The 15,474-nt window shown below is 73.7% G+C and carries 14 protein-coding genes, 1 tRNA gene and 2 pseudogenes; 7 read left to right on the forward strand and 10 right to left on the reverse strand.

Features of this window, described 5'->3' with window-relative positions; all coding sequences use genetic code 11:
* A partial coding sequence (locus tag L7D48_RS14910) for a multidrug effflux MFS transporter (protein ID WP_237879924.1) occupies window positions 1-1,206 on the reverse strand: 1,206 nt, incomplete at its 3' end.
* A gap of 86 nt (window positions 1,207-1,292) precedes the next feature.
* Between L7D48_RS14910 and L7D48_RS14915 the strand changes: the two genes are divergently transcribed.
* Window positions 1,293-1,793 carry a MarR family winged helix-turn-helix transcriptional regulator gene (locus L7D48_RS14915; RefSeq protein ID WP_237879925.1) on the forward strand — a complete coding sequence of 167 codons (501 nt, stop codon included), beginning with the start codon at window positions 1,293-1,295 and terminating at the stop codon, window positions 1,791-1,793.
* 18 nt (window positions 1,794-1,811) lie between these two features.
* On the opposite strand, the gene L7D48_RS14920 is transcribed toward L7D48_RS14915, so the two are convergent.
* Window positions 1,812-2,585, reverse strand: a complete 774-nt coding sequence (locus L7D48_RS14920) for an SDR family oxidoreductase (RefSeq protein WP_237879926.1) — start codon at window positions 2,583-2,585, stop codon at window positions 1,812-1,814.
* A gap of 204 nt (window positions 2,586-2,789) precedes the next feature.
* A complete protein-coding gene (locus tag L7D48_RS14925; protein WP_237879927.1) occupies window positions 2,790-3,458 on the reverse strand; it encodes a lytic polysaccharide monooxygenase in 669 nt (222 codons plus the stop codon).
* A gap of 234 nt (window positions 3,459-3,692) precedes the next feature.
* On the opposite strand from L7D48_RS14925, the gene L7D48_RS14930 reads away from it, so the two are divergent.
* Complete coding sequence (locus tag L7D48_RS14930) at window positions 3,693-4,337, forward strand: bifunctional 2-polyprenyl-6-hydroxyphenol methylase/3-demethylubiquinol 3-O-methyltransferase UbiG (protein WP_237879928.1); 645 nt, start codon at window positions 3,693-3,695, stop codon at window positions 4,335-4,337.
* A 33-nt stretch (window positions 4,338-4,370) separates the two neighbouring features.
* Here the strand turns inward: L7D48_RS14930 and L7D48_RS14935 are convergent, their stop codons facing one another.
* On the reverse strand, window positions 4,371-4,688 hold the full coding sequence (locus L7D48_RS14935; RefSeq protein WP_237879929.1) for a YciI family protein: 318 nt from the start codon (window positions 4,686-4,688) through the stop codon (window positions 4,371-4,373).
* Between the two features lie 71 nt (window positions 4,689-4,759).
* Window positions 4,760-6,334: an ATP-binding protein gene (locus tag L7D48_RS14940; RefSeq protein ID WP_237879930.1), complete on the reverse strand. Its 1,575-nt coding sequence runs from the start codon at window positions 6,332-6,334 to the stop codon at window positions 4,760-4,762.
* Window positions 6,335-6,513: 179 nt separating this feature from the next.
* Between L7D48_RS14940 and L7D48_RS14945 the strand changes: the two genes are divergently transcribed.
* The 3 genes from L7D48_RS14945 (at window position 6,514) to L7D48_RS14955 (ending at window position 9,085) form a co-directional block, all read left to right on the forward strand.
* Window positions 6,514-6,975, forward strand: a complete 462-nt coding sequence (locus tag L7D48_RS14945) for an archease (RefSeq protein WP_237879931.1) — start codon at window positions 6,514-6,516, stop codon at window positions 6,973-6,975.
* Window positions 6,976-7,163: 188 nt separating this feature from the next.
* Complete coding sequence (locus L7D48_RS14950) at window positions 7,164-7,610, forward strand: DUF2267 domain-containing protein (RefSeq protein ID WP_237879932.1); 447 nt, start codon at window positions 7,164-7,166, stop codon at window positions 7,608-7,610.
* Window positions 7,611-7,660: 50 nt separating this feature from the next.
* Window positions 7,661-9,085, forward strand: a complete 1,425-nt coding sequence (locus L7D48_RS14955; protein ID WP_308312285.1) for an RtcB family protein — start codon at window positions 7,661-7,663, stop codon at window positions 9,083-9,085.
* Window positions 9,086-9,283: 198 nt separating this feature from the next.
* On the opposite strand, the gene L7D48_RS14960 is transcribed toward L7D48_RS14955, so the two are convergent.
* Window positions 9,284-10,105: an SDR family NAD(P)-dependent oxidoreductase gene (locus L7D48_RS14960; RefSeq protein ID WP_237879933.1), complete on the reverse strand. Its 822-nt coding sequence runs from the start codon at window positions 10,103-10,105 to the stop codon at window positions 9,284-9,286.
* Window positions 10,106-10,221: 116 nt separating this feature from the next.
* Here L7D48_RS14960 and L7D48_RS14965 point away from each other — a divergent pair, with 116 nt between their 5' ends.
* On the forward strand, window positions 10,222-10,821 hold the full coding sequence (locus L7D48_RS14965; RefSeq protein WP_237879934.1) for a TetR/AcrR family transcriptional regulator: 600 nt from the start codon (window positions 10,222-10,224) through the stop codon (window positions 10,819-10,821).
* A 660-nt stretch (window positions 10,822-11,481) separates the two neighbouring features.
* Window positions 11,482-11,873 (forward strand): annotated as a pseudogene (locus L7D48_RS29460) (DNA-binding protein).
* A 113-nt stretch (window positions 11,874-11,986) separates the two neighbouring features.
* Here L7D48_RS29460 and L7D48_RS14980 read toward each other — a convergent pair.
* The 4 genes and pseudogenes from L7D48_RS14980 to L7D48_RS14995 all read right to left on the reverse strand — a co-directional run.
* Window positions 11,987-12,060 (reverse strand) — tRNA-Thr (locus L7D48_RS14980).
* A 96-nt stretch (window positions 12,061-12,156) separates the two neighbouring features.
* Window positions 12,157-13,761: an alpha/beta hydrolase gene (locus L7D48_RS14985; RefSeq protein WP_237879936.1), complete on the reverse strand. Its 1,605-nt coding sequence runs from the start codon at window positions 13,759-13,761 to the stop codon at window positions 12,157-12,159.
* Between the two features lie 75 nt (window positions 13,762-13,836).
* The gene (locus L7D48_RS14990; RefSeq protein ID WP_237879937.1) at window positions 13,837-15,090 is read right to left on the reverse strand and encodes a DNA polymerase III subunit delta'; all 1,254 of its coding nucleotides are present in this window, start codon (window positions 15,088-15,090) and stop codon (window positions 13,837-13,839) included.
* 199 nt (window positions 15,091-15,289) lie between these two features.
* Window positions 15,290-15,474 (reverse strand): annotated as a pseudogene (locus L7D48_RS14995) (dTMP kinase); the annotation flags it as partial.

The following is a 15,474-nucleotide window of genomic DNA, read 5'->3' on the forward strand; positions in this document are numbered from 1 at the left end:
GCTCCCCTCCTCCTCCCGGCCACGGGTGAGCAGCAGGGAGAGCAGGGCCGCGCACGGCCCGGCCGTCATGCCGGCGAGGAGTGGCACAGCCGTGCCCTGGTCGCCCAGCCCCATCAGCGGGGCCACCGCCGCGCCCACCGCGCTCTGCAGTGTGCCCAGGACCGCCGATCCCGTGCCGGCCGCCCGCGGTACGCAGCCGATGGCCAGGGCCGTCGCGTTGGCGAACACCAGGCCCAGCCCGAGGAAGTTCACGGTCAGCAGCACCAGCACGAGCGGCGTTCCGAGCCGTCCGGTCAGCGCGGCCGCCATGGCCGCCCCCATGGGGACGGCCATGGCCGCGAGCCCTGCGACCAGGAGCCGGGCGGGCCGGAAACGGGAGACGAGCCGGGCGTTGGCCGCGCTCGACAGCGTCGCGGTCAGTGCTCCGGCCGAGAACGCCATGGACATCTGCCGCATGTCCATCCCCAGCACCTCCTGGAACAGGAACGGTGATGCGGCTATGTAGCAGAACAGACTGCCGCTGCCGAAGACGAAGGCGAGCGTGTGGCCGAGGTAGTGGCGGTTCGCCAGAACGGCGCCCGCCGCCCCCAGCGCGGCGGGCAGACCGGCGGTTCTGCGCCCGTTCTCCGGCAGGGTCTCGGGAACGGCGATGAGCGCGCCGAGGAACATCAGTGCCGAGGCCGCGGCCAGCGCCCAGAAGACACCTCGCCAGCCGAAGGCCCCTGCCACCGCGCCACCGAGCAGTGGGGCCACGATCGGGGCGAGGCCGCCCAGCGCCATCAGGATGCCGAACAGCCGGGCGGCGGCCCCGCCCTCCGCGACGTCCGACACGACGGCCCGGCCGACGACGATGCCCGCCGCACCGCTGAAGCCCGTGACGAAACGGAGGGCGATCAACCACTCCGTCGTGGGAGCCACCGCGCACAGGGCGGTGGCCACGGTGCACACCGCCGAGCCCAGCAGGATCGGGCCGCGCCTGCCGAAGCGGTCGGAGACCGGGCCCAGCACGAGCTGTCCCGCCGCGAGTCCGACGAGGAAGGCGGTGAGGGTGAGCTGGACGCCCGAGGCATCCGTTCCCAGGTCGTCCGCCATGCGAGGGAAGGCGGGCAGGTACATGTCCGTACCGAGCGGCACGACGAAGGACAGCAGGGCGAGCGCGGCGGTGAGCAACGGCGTCGGTAAGGGGCGGGAAGACATCGGGGGCATCGCGGTTCTCCGGGGTTCCGGCGAGCTTGGAAAGCCGCAGCAGCAAGTTATAGTTATAGAACTATAACTGATAGTACCCTGGCGCGATGAAGGAAGAACAGGACGGCGCGGCGCAGGGAGAGGAACTGCTCTCCCAAGCCAGGGAGCTGACCCCGGCCCTGTACGCGCTGGCCCGGGTGCTGCGCCTCCGCGGAGTGCGCGAGGCCGGTCTGGCGCAGCTGCCGCCCTCCGAGCTGGAGGTGCTGCGCTACGTGCTGGACGCACCGGGCACGTCTCTGGGCGAGCTGGCCCGCGCTCTCGGCCTGCGCACCAGCAACGCGAGCACGACCGTGCGCGGCCTGGTCGCCCAGGACCTCCTCCGGCGAGAACCGGACCCCCGCGACCGCCGCCTGGTCCGCCTGCACCCCACGATGAACGCCGTTCACGGCATGGCCCGCGTCGAGGGTGCCTGGGCGGAGGTCTTCGCCCAGGCACTCGGCGAACTCGCCGACGGGGAAAGGGAGTCGCTCACCGCGGCCCTGCCCGCCCTCCGCGCCCTGGGCCGGGCTCTCATGACACACCGCCAGGAAGCCGCGCGGAGCACGTGAGCCCGGCGGGCGGCGTCCTCACACCGGCTGGCCGACCGGCCTGACGGTGACGGTGTTGACGTCCACGCCGGACGGCTGCCCGATCGCCCACACGACGGACGCGGCGATCTGCTCGGCGGTCAGCAGCGGGCCGTCCGGCGGGCCGCCCGCGCCGTCCCAGAAGGGCGTCTCCACGCGCCCCGGGGCGATCAGGGTCACGCCCACGCCGTCGCCGGTCACCATGCGCCGGGCGTTCTCGGCGAGGCCGGTGACCGCCCACTTCGTCGCGCCGTAGAGGTTGCCGGGAGTGGGGACGAGGCCCGCGACGCTGCCGACGAGGACGACGCGCCCGCGCGAATCGCGCAGCGCGGGCAGCGCCTCCCTGATCAGCAGGGCCGGACCCAGGACGTTGGTCAGCACCATCTCGCGCCACTGGGCGGGGTCGCCGTCGGCGACGGTGCCGCCGGTGGCGAACCCGGCGTTGGCGACGGCGTTGTCCAGCCGCCCCCACCTCTCCACGGCCGTCTCCACCGCCGCGCGGACCGATTCGTGGTCGGCCGCGTCCCCGGCGATCGTCAGCAGGTCCTCCGGATCACCCAGCTCTCCGGCCAGCCGGCGCAGGCGCTCCTCGCGGCGACCGGTGACGGCGACCCGGTGGCCGCGCTCCAGCAGCAGCCGGGCGGCGGCCGCGCCGATGCCGCTGCCGCCGCCCGTGATCAGCGTGACGGGACGCTCCGCCGCGCTCCGTGCTCCGCTCCGTGTTCCGTTGTCGGCCGTGTGCTCGGCCGCGCGCTCGGCGGTGTGCTCGGTCATGTCTCCCCCAGCGGTCTCGGGGCGCCGCCCGGTGTCGCGCGGCGCCGCCCGGTGTCGGACGGTGTTTCCGACAGTGGGGAGTCCATCACCTGGAGTGCTCTCCATGGCAAGCACCGCCGGGCGGTGCGTACGCGCGCGGGCGGCGGGGGCCCGGTCCGCGAGGACGCCGGACCGCCCGCCGCCCGTGCGGCGAGGGGCTTCGGGTCAGCCGAAGTCCACGTCGCTGCAGATGTAGTAGACCTGGTCGGCGTGCGAGGCCTTCCAGATCGTGTAAACAATGTGGTGCCCGCTGCGGCCGGGAGCGCTGACGTCCACCCTGATGTCCGAGGCGGGGGCGTACCTGCCGGTCGTCTCGATCAGCTCCAGGTCGCCCCATCCCAGGCGCTGGGTGGTGGGGTCGAAGCCCTGGCGGGTGACGTAGATCTGCAGGTAGTCGGCGCCGTGCCGGGCCTGGTCGCGCAGGTGCACGGTGAAGTCGCGGCCGACGCTCGTCTTCTTCCACCGGCCGGGGACGTCCATCGCGCGGTAGCGGCCGTCGCTGGTGTGCCCGGCGCTGCACAGCTGGCCGTCGGGGACGAACGCCCGGTGGTTGCCGCCGACGTTGTCGCGGTAGAGGCCGTTCCAGTTCCACATGGCGTTGGTGTCGGTCTGCCACGCCTGCCAGCACATCGGGTCTTCCTGCTGCATGGCCGGGTTCTGGAAGTCGCTGCCCCAGCGCAGCCAGCAGCCGTAGTTGCGGGAGGCGGGGTCGATGACCGAGCCGTGGGCGGAGGCGGTCCCGGCCCACGGGAGCATGCCGAGCAGCACGGCGGCCAGCACGGCGAGGAGGCGGGCCGTCCAGCGGCCACCTAAGACGCGCTCATGACAATTCATCGCGGACACTTCGCTTTCACGCTGTGAGGGGATGCGGGGGTGCGGTCTGGGAGCGCTCCCAGACCGTCATTCGTGCGTTCCCCCGTGGCAACCGGACCGAAACACATTCGACAGTAATTCGACAGAAATCCACTTCCGGGCCGCCGGACGCGGCCACTCGCGCCGCGGCACCGCAGACACAGCCGAGACAGCCGAGACAGCCGAGACAGCCGAGACCGTGGCATCGTCGGCGCCGTGCCCTTCGACCACAACGACCACTACCACCGGCTGCTGCTGCGGCAGATACCGCCCGGCTGCCGTACCGCCCTCGACGTCGGCTGCGGGACCGGGCGCTTCGCACGGCTGCTCGCGGGGCGGGGAATCGGGGTGGACGGGATCGACGCGTCGGCCGAGATGATCGGGGCCGCCCGCGCGGCATCGGCCGGCCTGCCGCCGCGGTACCGGCCGGACTTCCGCCACATGGACGCCACCCGCGCCGAACTGCCGCCCGGCCGCTACGACTTCGTCTCCTGCCTGGCCGCCCTCCACCACATGCCGTTCGGCACCGTCGCCGCGCTGCGGGACGCGCTGGCGCCCGGCGGCGTCCTGGCCGTGCTGGGCTGCTACCGGGAGGCGTCCCCGGCCGACCGGGCCTGGAGCCTGGCCGCCGTGCCCGTCAACGCGGCCGCCCGGATCGCGGTCGCCGCACGGGAGGCGGCCCGTCCGCGCGGTGGCCGCGATCCCGGCCCGCCGTCCGCCGGAGCGCCGGTGAGGCGGCCGGAGGCGACGCTGGAGGAGATACGGCGGGAGGCGGCCGCCCTGCTGCCCGGAGCGACCCTGCACAGACTGCTGTTCTGGCGGTACCTGCTGGTCTTCCGCAAGCCCGGCGCGGACGGCTGACCCGCCCGGCCGCCCGACCGAGCGGCCTGCCCGTCAGCCGCGCACCCGGGAGGAGTCCACGGCCAACACCCCGGCCAGCGCGGGGTGCGCCCGCCCCGGGTCGACCGTCGTGATCGCGTACCTCGCCACTCCGGCCACCACGAACGGGTCCCGCGCGGCGATCTCCTCCACCGCGGCCCGGTCGACACCGCGCGCCAGTATCGCGCCCCCGTGCCCGGCGGGCACCGTCTGACCGGACAGCAGGAAGACGCCCTCCCGGTGGTGGCGCTCCAGGAAGTCCACATGGGCGGCGACATGCGGCTCCGCCCGCTCCGGCGCGCCCGTGTACTCCAGCACCAGCAGATGCAGCATCCGTTCCCCCACCCGCGCAAACCGACGTGTCCGGCACGGCCGCCCCTGCGGCGGCCGGCCGGTCCATCAGCCTACGAGCCGCCGGAAGCGCCCCCTTGCCTCCCCCCGTACAGCCGGTCGAGGCCGACGAGCAGCACCTCGCCGTCCGCCTCCGCCGCGCGCAGGGCCGGGGTGAAGCCCGCCCCGGAGTAGCAGGCGGGACGGGTGCGCGCGGTGTCCTCGCCGTGGGCGGCGAGATGGGCGATCAGCCGGCGCAGCCGCTCCAGGTGGGCCACGTCCAGCACCTCGTCCCAGCGGGCCAGCCCGACCGACAGCAGCGCGCCGGGGCGCTCCCCGGCCGGCCCCCGCACCACCACCTCGGCGGCGGGGGCGGCGTCCGGCGGCGGATGGGCCGGGGAGCCGTGGAACGCCGTGGCGGGCGCCTCACCGAAGACCCCGGGGCCGGCGTACCGTACCGCCCAGTCCCGGCACAGCCGGGCGAAGTGCGGCGCCGCCACCCGCGCCCGGAAGACGGGAAGCGCCCGGCGCCACAGGGCGGCGGGATCCTCCCGCTCCGCCGACGGGCGCCGCGGCCGGACGACCGCGTACTCGAAGGCGAGCAGCGGCTCGGCGATCCGCAGCCGGGTGACGTTCGGGCGCAGCGCGTCGGGTTCGGCGCCCAGCAGGCCGCTCTCGTGCAGCAGTTCCAGACAGCGGGAGACGTCGGGCAGCGGGACCTCCACGCGCTCGGCGATCTCGCCGGCCGTGGAGTGACCCGAGGCGACGGCGGCGAGCACGGAGTGGCTCAGGGCGCGGTCGAGGTGGTCGGTCTCCTCCAGCAGCAGCAGCCGCGCCTCGCGGTACAGGGGCGTGCCCGGGTTCAGGGCCGTCCGGCACACCCAGGCGTCGAAGTCGTCCGGCCCGCCGGGGGTGTCGCCGCGGACGTGGTCGTACCGGTAGGCGGGGGTGCCGCCCACCACGGCGTGCACCAGGAACGCCAGGCGGGGGTCGTCCAGGTCCCACATGCGCGCGGCCTGCCGGAAGTCCGGCGGGCGCACCTCCATCTCCAGGTCCGCCAGCCCGTGCAGCGGCGAGGGGCCGCTGAACAGCCGGCGCATCACCGGCAGATCGCTGCCGCACAGCAGCAGCCGGGGCCGGGCCCCGCCGTCCTCCCCGCCCGCCCCGGCCGCCGCAACCGTCGCGCTCCGGCGGTGCAGGGCGGCGCAGATCACGGACGGCAGTGACGGACTCTGCCGCACCAGGCGGGGGAACTCGTCGACCACGACCGGCAGCGGCCGGCCCTCCCCCAGCCCCAGCAGGGCGTCCACGGCCGCCTCCCAGTCGCGCGGGCGGCCTCGCGCGGGCGCCTCCGCGTACTCGGCGGACTCGGCGGACTCGGCGGACTCGGCGAACTCGGCGATCCGCTCGCCCAGCATGCGCAGGGACTCCGACCGAACCGCCTCCTGCGCGCCGAACCAGAATCCGCCGGCGGCCTCGGTGAGCGCCCGCAGCAGATGCGTCTTGCCCTGCCGCAGGCGTCCCGAGACCACGCCGAGGCCGGGCCCGGGGCGGGGGTCGGAGGCGAAGGCGGTGAGCGCCTCCCACTCGGCGTCGCGGCCGAGGACCGTATCCGGCTTGGCGTACCGGAGGGCGTCGGTGCGGGACACGGGCCGCTCCCATCGGTCGGTAGCGCTCCTCCTTCCCATTACACCTCCGGCCGCCGGCCGCCGCGACGCGCGTACGCCCGCCCGCGGGGCGACGATGGGAACGACGGGGCCGGACGGACACCGGGAAGCCGGGACCGGTGGCCGGGAGCCGGGAGCCGGGAGCCGAGGAGGGCGGATCCATGGCGCGAACGGAGGACTCCACGCGGCACGGCGGACCGCACGGCGGCCCCCGTGGCGGGCACCGCTCCGTTCCGCACACCGCCGACCTGCGGGTGGAGGCGTGGGCCCCGACCCGCGAGGAGTGCCTGGCGCACGCGGTGCGCGGCGTCTGCGAGTCGTTCGTTGACCTGTCGGGGGCCGTCGGACGGCGCCGCAGGGACGTCGAGGTGCGGGCGGAGACGGACGAGGACCTGCTGGTGGCCCTGCTGGACGAGGTGGTGTACCGGCTCGACGCCGACGGCGAGGTGCCGGTGGACGCGGAACCGGCCGCCGTGCCCGGCGGGATGCGGGCCGTACTGCACATGGCCGACGTCGGCACGCTCGCGGAGACGGGCGCGGCGCCCAAGGCCGTCACGCTGCACGGGCTGAGCTTCGGCCGCGGCGGGCACGGCTGGGAGTGCTCGGTGACGCTCGACGTCTGAGCTGACCCGCCGGGCGGGGCGGGCGCTCCGGGGGCGGGCCCGCGCTCCGAGCGGGTGACCGCAGGAGCCTGCCGCAATACCATGGATCCCAGGAAAGGGACGAAGCGGTCATATCCGGCCACCGGTTCCGTACGGCGTCCCGTGGCGCCCCACGGCGCCACGACCTCTTTCTCCGAGGGGGAAGATCCATGTCCGCCACGCACGCGGCCGAGTTCGAGCACGTCATCCACACCGCGAACATCTGGCTGAAGGCGGTGTCCGAAGCCCTGGGAACTCAGGACCGACACCTGGCCAACCGCGTTCTGCGCACCTGGCTGCACACCCTCCGCGACCGGCTCACCGTCGACGCGGCCGCCCATTTCGCCGCCCAGCTCCCCGAACTGCTGCGCGGCGTCTACTACGACGGCTGGGTCCCCAGCGCCGCGCCGGTCAAGTACGACCGCGAGGCCTATGTGAACCGCTTCGCCCAGGAGGCCCTGGTGAGCACCGAGGCCGTTCCCCGGATCGCCCCGGCGGTCACCGAGGCCGTGCGCGGCCACCTGTCGCCCGGCCAGCTGGAGCGGGCACTCGACCAGCTCCCGCACGACGTCCGCGCCGTCCTCGAACCCGCGCCGGTCCCGGCCCCGGCGGGCTGAGCGAGCACCGGGCCGACGGCCCGGCCACCGGAACGAGCCCGGAGGGGACCGTGGACATCACCCTGACCGAGGAGAGCCCGTTCCGCTTCCGCATCGAGCGGCGGGGCGCGATGCGCGTGCCGGGCACCGTGTTCGCCACGCGCGGGCTGCTGCCCGAGGCGGCGGGCGACCAGGCGCTGGAGCAGGTGGCCAACGTGGCCACCCTCCCCGGCATCGTCCGTGCCTCCTTCGCCATGCCCGACGTCCACTGGGGGTACGGCTTCCCGATCGGCGGGGTGGCCGCCACCGACGTCGACGACACCGGCGTGGTCTCGCCCGGCGGCGTGGGCTTCGACATCTCCTGCGGGGTACGCCTGCTGGCCGCCGGCATCGACCGCGGAGAACTGGGGCCCCGCCTGCGGGAACTGATGGACACCCTCGGCGACACCGTCCCGCGCGGCACCGGACCCGGCGGACTGTGGAAGCTCTCCGGGCGCCCGCAGATGGACGAACTGCTGGCCCGGGGCGCCCGGTACGCCGTCGAACAGGGCCACGGCGTACCACGCGACCTGACCTTCTGCGAGGACCACGGCGCCCTGGATGACGCCGACCCGTCCCAGGTGGGGGCGCGGGCCGTGGAACGCGGCCTCCGGCAGGTCGGCAGCCTGGGCTCGGGCAACCACTTCCTGGAGGTGCAGGCCGTGGACCGGGTCCACGACGAGAAGGCCGCCGCCGCCTTCGGACTGCGCCCCGGCGGAGTGTGCGTGATGATCCACTGCGGCTCCCGGGGCCTGGGCCACCAGGTGTGCACCGACCACGTCCGCGTCATGGACCGCTCACTGCGCCGCTTCGGCATCCGTCTGCCGGACCGGCAGCTGGCCTGCGCGCCGGTCGTCTCCCCGGAGGGGCGGGCGTACCTGGGGGCCATGGCCGCCGCCGCCAACTACGGGCGCGCCAACCGCCAGCTGCTCACCGAGGCCGTACGCCGCGCCTTCACCTCGGCGGCGGGGGTCGAGGTGGACCTGGTCTACGACGTCTCCCACAACATGGCGAAGACCGAGACCCACGAAGTGGACGGCGTACCGCGCCGCCTGTGCGTCCACCGCAAGGGCGCCACCCGCGCCCTGCCGCCCGGCCACCCGGACCTGCCCGGGGAGCTCTCCGGCACCGGGCAGCCGGTGCTGATCCCCGGCACCATGGGCACCGCCTCCTACGTCCTGGTCGGCGAGAGGGGCAACGACGCCTTCCACTCCACCTGCCACGGCGCCGGACGGGTCTGGAGCCGCCACCAGGCACTGCGACGGGTCCGCGGCGAGGAACTGCGCGGCCGGCTGGAGGCCGGCGGCATCGCCATCCGCCCCTCCTCCTGGCGCGGACTGGCCGAGGAGACCCCGGAGGCCTACAAGGACGTCGACGCGGTCGCCGCCGCCACCGAGGGCGCGGGCCTGGCCCACCTGGTCGCCCGCCTGGTCCCGCTGGGCGTCGTCAAGGGGTGAGGCGGTCGGGCACCGCCGTCCGGTGCGCTCCCCTGCTCGGGGGTTCGAACCCTGCGCGGCCGGACAGCGGCTCCCGGCCCGGCGGGCGGCCTGCCGCGCGGTCGACTCCGACGAACCCTGCCGGTACGGCGCACTCCCGCCCCCGCCCCGCCCCCGCGACTGCGCAGCGGGGGCGGGAGTTTCGTGACGCGGGCCCGGTCAGCCAGGGGCGACACGGCTGAGGCGTTCCCAGGAGCGGTACAGATCCTCCCGGGCCCGGGCCATCTCCAGGACATGGTCGAAGGACTGGCTGCCGACGACCAGCCGCCGGGGCGGGTCCGGCAGTGCGGCCAGCTCCATGATGACCGGGGCGGCCGTGTCCGGTTCCGGGGCGACGGCGTCGCCCCACATCGCCTCCATCTCCGTACGCAGGGACTGATACTGCGCCAGGGGTTCGGTGATCGCGGTGCCGGTGGTGAACAGGCCGGTGCTGTAGCCGCCCATCTGCACGATGGTGACCTTGATGCCGAACCCCTCGACCTCCATCGCCAGTGCCTCGCTGAACGAGTCCAGCGCGGCCTTGCCCGCGCCGTAGAAGCCGACGATGGCCATGCCGCCGCCGCTGCCCATCGAGGTGACCTGGAGGAGTCGCCCCCCTCCTTGGGCGCGCATGTGGGGAAGGACCGCCTGGGCCACCCACACGGCGCCGAAGAAGTTCACGTCCAGATGCGCCCGGATCTGTTCCTCCGTGGCCTCCTCCACCATGCCGTAGAGCATCGCGCCGGCGTTGTTGACGACGACGTCCAGCCTGCCGAACGCGGCGGCCGCCCGCTCCACCCCGTCGAACACCGCCCGGCGATCGGTGACGTCCAGCGGAAGCGGGACCAGACGGCCCGGGTACTTCTCGGCCAGTTCCTCCAGGGGCTCGACGTTGCGGGCAGCGGCCACCACACAGTCGCCGTCTGCCAGGGCGGCCTCGGCGAAGGCCCTGCCCAGCCCGCGGGACGCGCCTGTGATGAACCAGACTCTCGCATTCGCCACGGCATCTCACTCTCAGTAAATAAAACGATCCGTCTCGATTCGCTGCGATCTTAGGGCACCGCTCGAAGCTAATCAATACGGATCGTCTCGTTTCTCTTCAGGGATAGACTGGACGCATGTCCAACGAGAAGGGGCCGGACCACTCCCGGCGCAAGGAACGATCCCGGCAGGCAATCCTCGCCGCCACCCGCGCCCTGGTCGCGGAGGAGGCGTACGAGAAGGTCACGGTCGAAGCCATCGCCGCCCGTGCCGGCGTCGGCAAGCAGACGATCTACCGGCGGTGGCCGTCGAAAAGCGCGGTCGTCTTCGCCGCTCTTCTGGCCCTGAGCGAGGATGCGGACGGGCAGTCGGTCGCGCTGCCGGACACGGGTGACCTCGAGGCAGACCTCAAGCTCGTCATGCGTGCCACGGCGGAGGAGTTCGCGGACCCGTCCTTCGACAGGCTGATCCGGGCCCTCAACACCGAGATCGCCAACGATGCCGCGCTGGCGGCCGAGTACCGCGAGAAGCTGGCCCGGCCGCTGGAAGAAGCGAAGAAAGCACGCCTGCGCAGCGCCCAGGAAGCCGGTCAGCTCGACCCCGACGCCGACCTCGACCTGGTCCTCGAAGTGCTCTACGCCCCCCTCTTCCAGCGCTGGCTGCATCGCAGCGGCCCGCTGACCGCCGAATACGCCGACTCGCTCGTCGACGTGACCCTCAGAGCGTTCGGCCCCTGAACAGAAGCGGAACCACACCCGCCGAGCAGCCGGGCCGCCCCCGCCGCGAAGATTCTGGCTCCGAGCACGTGGACACCTCGGCGAACACCCCGTACGGCTCGGCCCGTTCATCAGCCAAAGGCTCCACCGGCACGACGGACCACAGCCGACACCGCCGCAGGATCAGGCAACGGACAAGGGCCCAGGCCACCGACGAGGTGGCCTGGGCCCTCGCCGCGGCCGTCCGGCACGCCGGCGAGAACGTCGTGCCCCCCCACGGGGAGATGCAGCAGCTCCTCGACACCGCTCACGAGCAGGCTTCCGACGCGGCACGGCTGATGACGTACACGGCATGCGAGGTGGTGGGCGGCACCGCCCACGCCGCGGACACCGGGAAACCGGCCGAGCTCACCTGGGTCCGCCCATGGCGAGACCCCGCAGTACGTGCCGTACGGGCTGTCCGAGCCGGTGCAGGAACATCTGGACGCGGCTCTGCTTTCCCGAACGGCCTCGGGCCGCACTCAGGAAAGCGTGGCGTCACCCTGCCGTGGAGCGGGTCACAGGCGAGCAGTTCCTGAGGGGATCTTCTCCATGAGGGACCAGCTCCACGAACGAGGAGATCGAAGCGGCCCGTGCCGTGCCGCGCCACGGCCGGCGTGACTCAGGCGGTGCCGCGGCCTGATGCCCGGCACGCTCTTCCCCGACAGCGAGGGGCTGTCCAAGCTCTGCCTCAAGGACCGCACCGTCCTGGCCCTCGCCCAGGCGGCCTCGGAAGAAGGCGTCCGGGTCGCCACGACCGCCATGCCCATCTTCGAGGCGGCTACGAGCGCATCCACCCCGCCCGCATCCGGTGGGTGCTCTCCCGGATCGACGTCCATGACGTCACCAAGGACGTCACCGGCCAAGCGGCCGCACTGCTGCGTGCCCACTGCCTCAGAGGCCACAAGCACGCCATCGGCACCGTCCTCGCGGTCGTCGCACGCTCCGCGCCGGGACCGATCACCGTCCTCACCTCCGATCCCGAGGACATCAGCCTGCCCTGCGAACCCGCCGTCGAGATCGTCGAAGTCTGATGCACACGGATCGCGCGCACGCCCGCTCACGTACGGCGCCGAGCAAACACAGAAGGCCCCCGTGAAGATCACGGGGGCCTTCTGTTCCAACCGTCTCCCCTGCTGAGGGGCGGAGCCGCCTAAGGGAATCGAACCCTTGACCTACGCATTACGAGTGCGTCGCTCTGGCCGACTGAGCTAAGGCGGCGATGCGTGCGGCGAACCGCAGCGCGCCCAAGTCTACACAGTGCCCGGGGGTGCCTCGCACCGGATTCGGTGCGGGGCGCGGATCAGGGGTCGGGGGTCAGGAGCACTTCTTGCCGTCGGCGGGGACCTTCCCCCGCAGCAGGTAGGCGTTGACCGCCGAGTCGACGCAGTCGCTGCCGCGCACGTACGCCGTGTGGCCGTCGCCCTCGTACGTCAGCAGGGTCGCCGAGGAGAGCTGCTCGGCCAGGCCCTGGGACCACTTGTACGGGGTCGCCGGGTCTCGGGTGGTGCCGACGACCAGGATGGGGGCGGCGCCCTCCGCCTCGATGCGGTGGGGCTCACCGGTGGGCGGGTGCGGCCAGTACGTGCAGTTCAGGGCCGCCCAGGCGAAGTTGCGGCCGAAGACCTCGGACGCCTTGCGGAAATCCGGGACGGCCTTCTCCGCCTCGGCCGGGTTCTTGAAGGGGGCGGGCAGGTCCAGGCAGTTCACGGCGGCGTTGGCGTACATGATGTTGCCGTAGCCGCCGTCGGCGCCGCGCTCGTAGTAGTCGTCGGCCAGCGACAGCAGCTCCGCGCCGTCGCCCTTCTGCGCGGCGGTGAGCGCCGAGCGCAGCTTCGGCCAGTAGTACTCGGTGTACATGGCGTTCAGCACGCCGATCGTGGCCAGCGACTCGGTCAGTTTCCGCGACTCGCCCGTGGCGATCGGCCTGTCGTCCGTCTTCTCGAAGAAGGCGCTCAGGCGCTCGCCCGCCTCCTTGACGCTCCCGTTGCCCAGGGGGCAGTCGTCGAGTTCGACGCAGTCCTCGGCGAAGGCGGTGAAGGCGGTGTCGAATCCCGCGGTCTGGTCGAGGTTGAGCTGCTCGGAGGTGAGCGAGGGGTCCATGGCGCCGTCCAGGACGAGCCGGCCGACGCGGGACGGGAAGAGTCCGGCGTAGGTGGCGCCGAGGTAGGTGCCGTAGGAGGCGCCGACGTAGGTCAGCTTGTCGTCGCCGAGCACCTGGCGCAGAACGTCCATGTCGCGGGCGGCCTCGACGGTCGAGACATGGCCGAGCAGATCGCCCTCCCGCTTCTCGCAGCCCTCGGCGAACTTCTCGAAGGCCGCCGCCAGCTTGTCGATCTCGCCCTTGTCGTCGGGGGTGGCGTCGGTGCGGACGTACTCGTCCATCTCCTTGTCGGTCAGGCACTTGATGGGCTCGCTGCGGGCCACGCCGCGCGGGTCCATGCCGACGATGTCGTACCGGGCTCGCACCGGGGCCGGGTAGCCGACCCCCGCCGCGAGCTGGACGTAGTCGACGGCGGAGCCGCCCGGGCCCCCCGGGTTGACGTGCAGGACGCCCAGCCGCTTGCCGGGGCCGGAGGCCTTCTTGCGGGTGACGGCGAGTTTCAGGTCCTCGGACTTCTTCGGCGCGGCGTAGTCCAGCGGCACCCTCAGCTCGGCGCACTGGAAGCCGGAGACGCCGCACTCCTTCCAGCTCAGCTTCTGCTCGTAGTACGGCTCGAGGTTCGCCGGAATCGCCTCGGGCAGCGGCTGGAGCGGCTTGGCCGGGCTGACCGCGCGGTCGTCCGAGGGACGTGACGACGAACGGGAGGGCTCGGAGCCGCGCTCGGGCTCCGGATCGTCCGAACCGGAGCAGCCCGACAGCAACAGCGCGGCCGTCGCGAGCGCGACGCCACCGGTACGGAGCAGACGCCTGGTGTTCATGACCTTGGAGCGTATACGGGCCGGAGCCGCCAGGAGGTGAGCCGCCGCCGGAGTCAGCGGTGGCCGAGGAGGAGGTCAGCCCGCGCGGAGCGCCACCGCCATCGCCTCAACGGCCAGCAGCGGGGCCACATTGCGCTCGATGGCGCGGCGGCACTCCAGCACCGCCTCCATGCGGCGCAGCGTCTGCTCCGGACGGGTGGAGGCGGCGATCCGCTCCACAGCGTCGCGGACATCCTCGTTGGCGATCGCCACCCGCGAGCCGAGCTGGCGGACCAGCACGTCGCGGTAGAAGGCGGTGAGGTCGAGCAGGGCGAGGTCGAGGGAGTCGCGCCTGGCGCGGGTGGCACGGCTCTTCTGGCGGTGCTCCAGGTCCTTCATCACCCCCGCCGTACCGCGTGGCAGCCGCCCGCCCTCGGAGGCGCCGAGGGCGGCGCGCATCTCCTCGGTCTCCTTGGCGTCCACCTCCTCGACGGCCTCCTTGGCGTCCTCGCCGGCCGCGTCGACCAGTTGCTGGGCGGCCCGGAGCGCGTCGCCGATGTCCTCCATCCGGGTGGGCAGGGCGAGGACCGCGGCGCGGCGTGTACGGGCCCGCGCGTCGGTGGCCAGGCGCCGGGCCCGGTCGATGTGGCCCTGGGTGGTGCGGGCGGCGGCCACCGCCACGTCCGGCTCGATGCCGTCGCGCCGGATCAGCATGTCGGCGACGGCGTCCACCGGCGGTGTGCGCAGCACCAGATGCCGGCAGCGGGAGCGGATGGTGGGCAGGACGTCGTCGGAGGAGGGCGCGCACAGCAGCCACACCGTGCGGGGGGCGGGCTCCTCGACGGCTTTGAGGAGCGCGTTGGCCGCCCCTTCGGTCAGCCGGTCGGCGGTCTCGTGGATGACCACCTGCCAGCGCCCTCCGGACGGGGAGAGCTGGGCGCGGCGCACCAGATTGCGGGTGTCGGCGATGCCGACGCTGAGCTGGTCGGTGCGGATCACCTCGACATCGGCGTGCGTGCCGATCAGCGCCGTGTGGCAGCCGTCGCAGAAGCCGCAGCCCGGCGCGCCGCCGAGGGCGCGGTCGGGGCTGACGCACTGCAGGGCGGCGGCGAAGGCGCGGGCGGCGGTGGCCAGGCCGGAGCCGGGCGGGCCGGTGAACAGCCAGGCGTGGGTCATCGCCGAGCCGGAGAGCCCGGCCGGTCCCGGTGTCTCCGGCGCCCCGGACGTCTCCACCCGGCCGCCCTCCTTGCCGGAGGCGGCGGCCGTGACGTACGCGTCGGCGTCGCGCGCCGCCGCGGTGAGCTGCTCCACGACCCTGTCCTGTCCGACCAGGTCGTCCCATACGGCCATGTCCCGTCGCCCTCCCTCCGCGCGCCGCCCGGTCGTCCGGTGCCGTCCGCTGCTCGTCGCCGCCGCGTGCCGCTCGGCACCGGTGGACGCCGCACGCTTCCCCGCCATTGTTCCGCACGGCTGTGACAGCCGCGGACGGCCCGCTCGCGCCGGGTGCGGCCCGCAGGGCCCCGCAGGACCCCGCAGGGCCCCGCGTGGCTCAGCCCCGGCGGCCGCGGTGTCGGCCGTCCTCCTCGTCCTCGGTGAACTCCTGGTGGGGCCCGAGGAGTTCGTCGGCGAGGGTGGGCAGGTCGTCCATCGGCGTCTCCTCCGCCCACTCGGGGCGGCGGCGGGGACGACCCGCCTCGTCGACCTGCGGCAGCTCCCGGGTGCGCTCCTCCGCGG

Source organism: Streptomyces sp. ICN903 (assembly GCF_022015835.1).
Taxonomy (GTDB): Bacteria; Actinomycetota; Actinomycetes; order Streptomycetales; family Streptomycetaceae; genus Streptomyces; species Streptomyces fenghuangensis.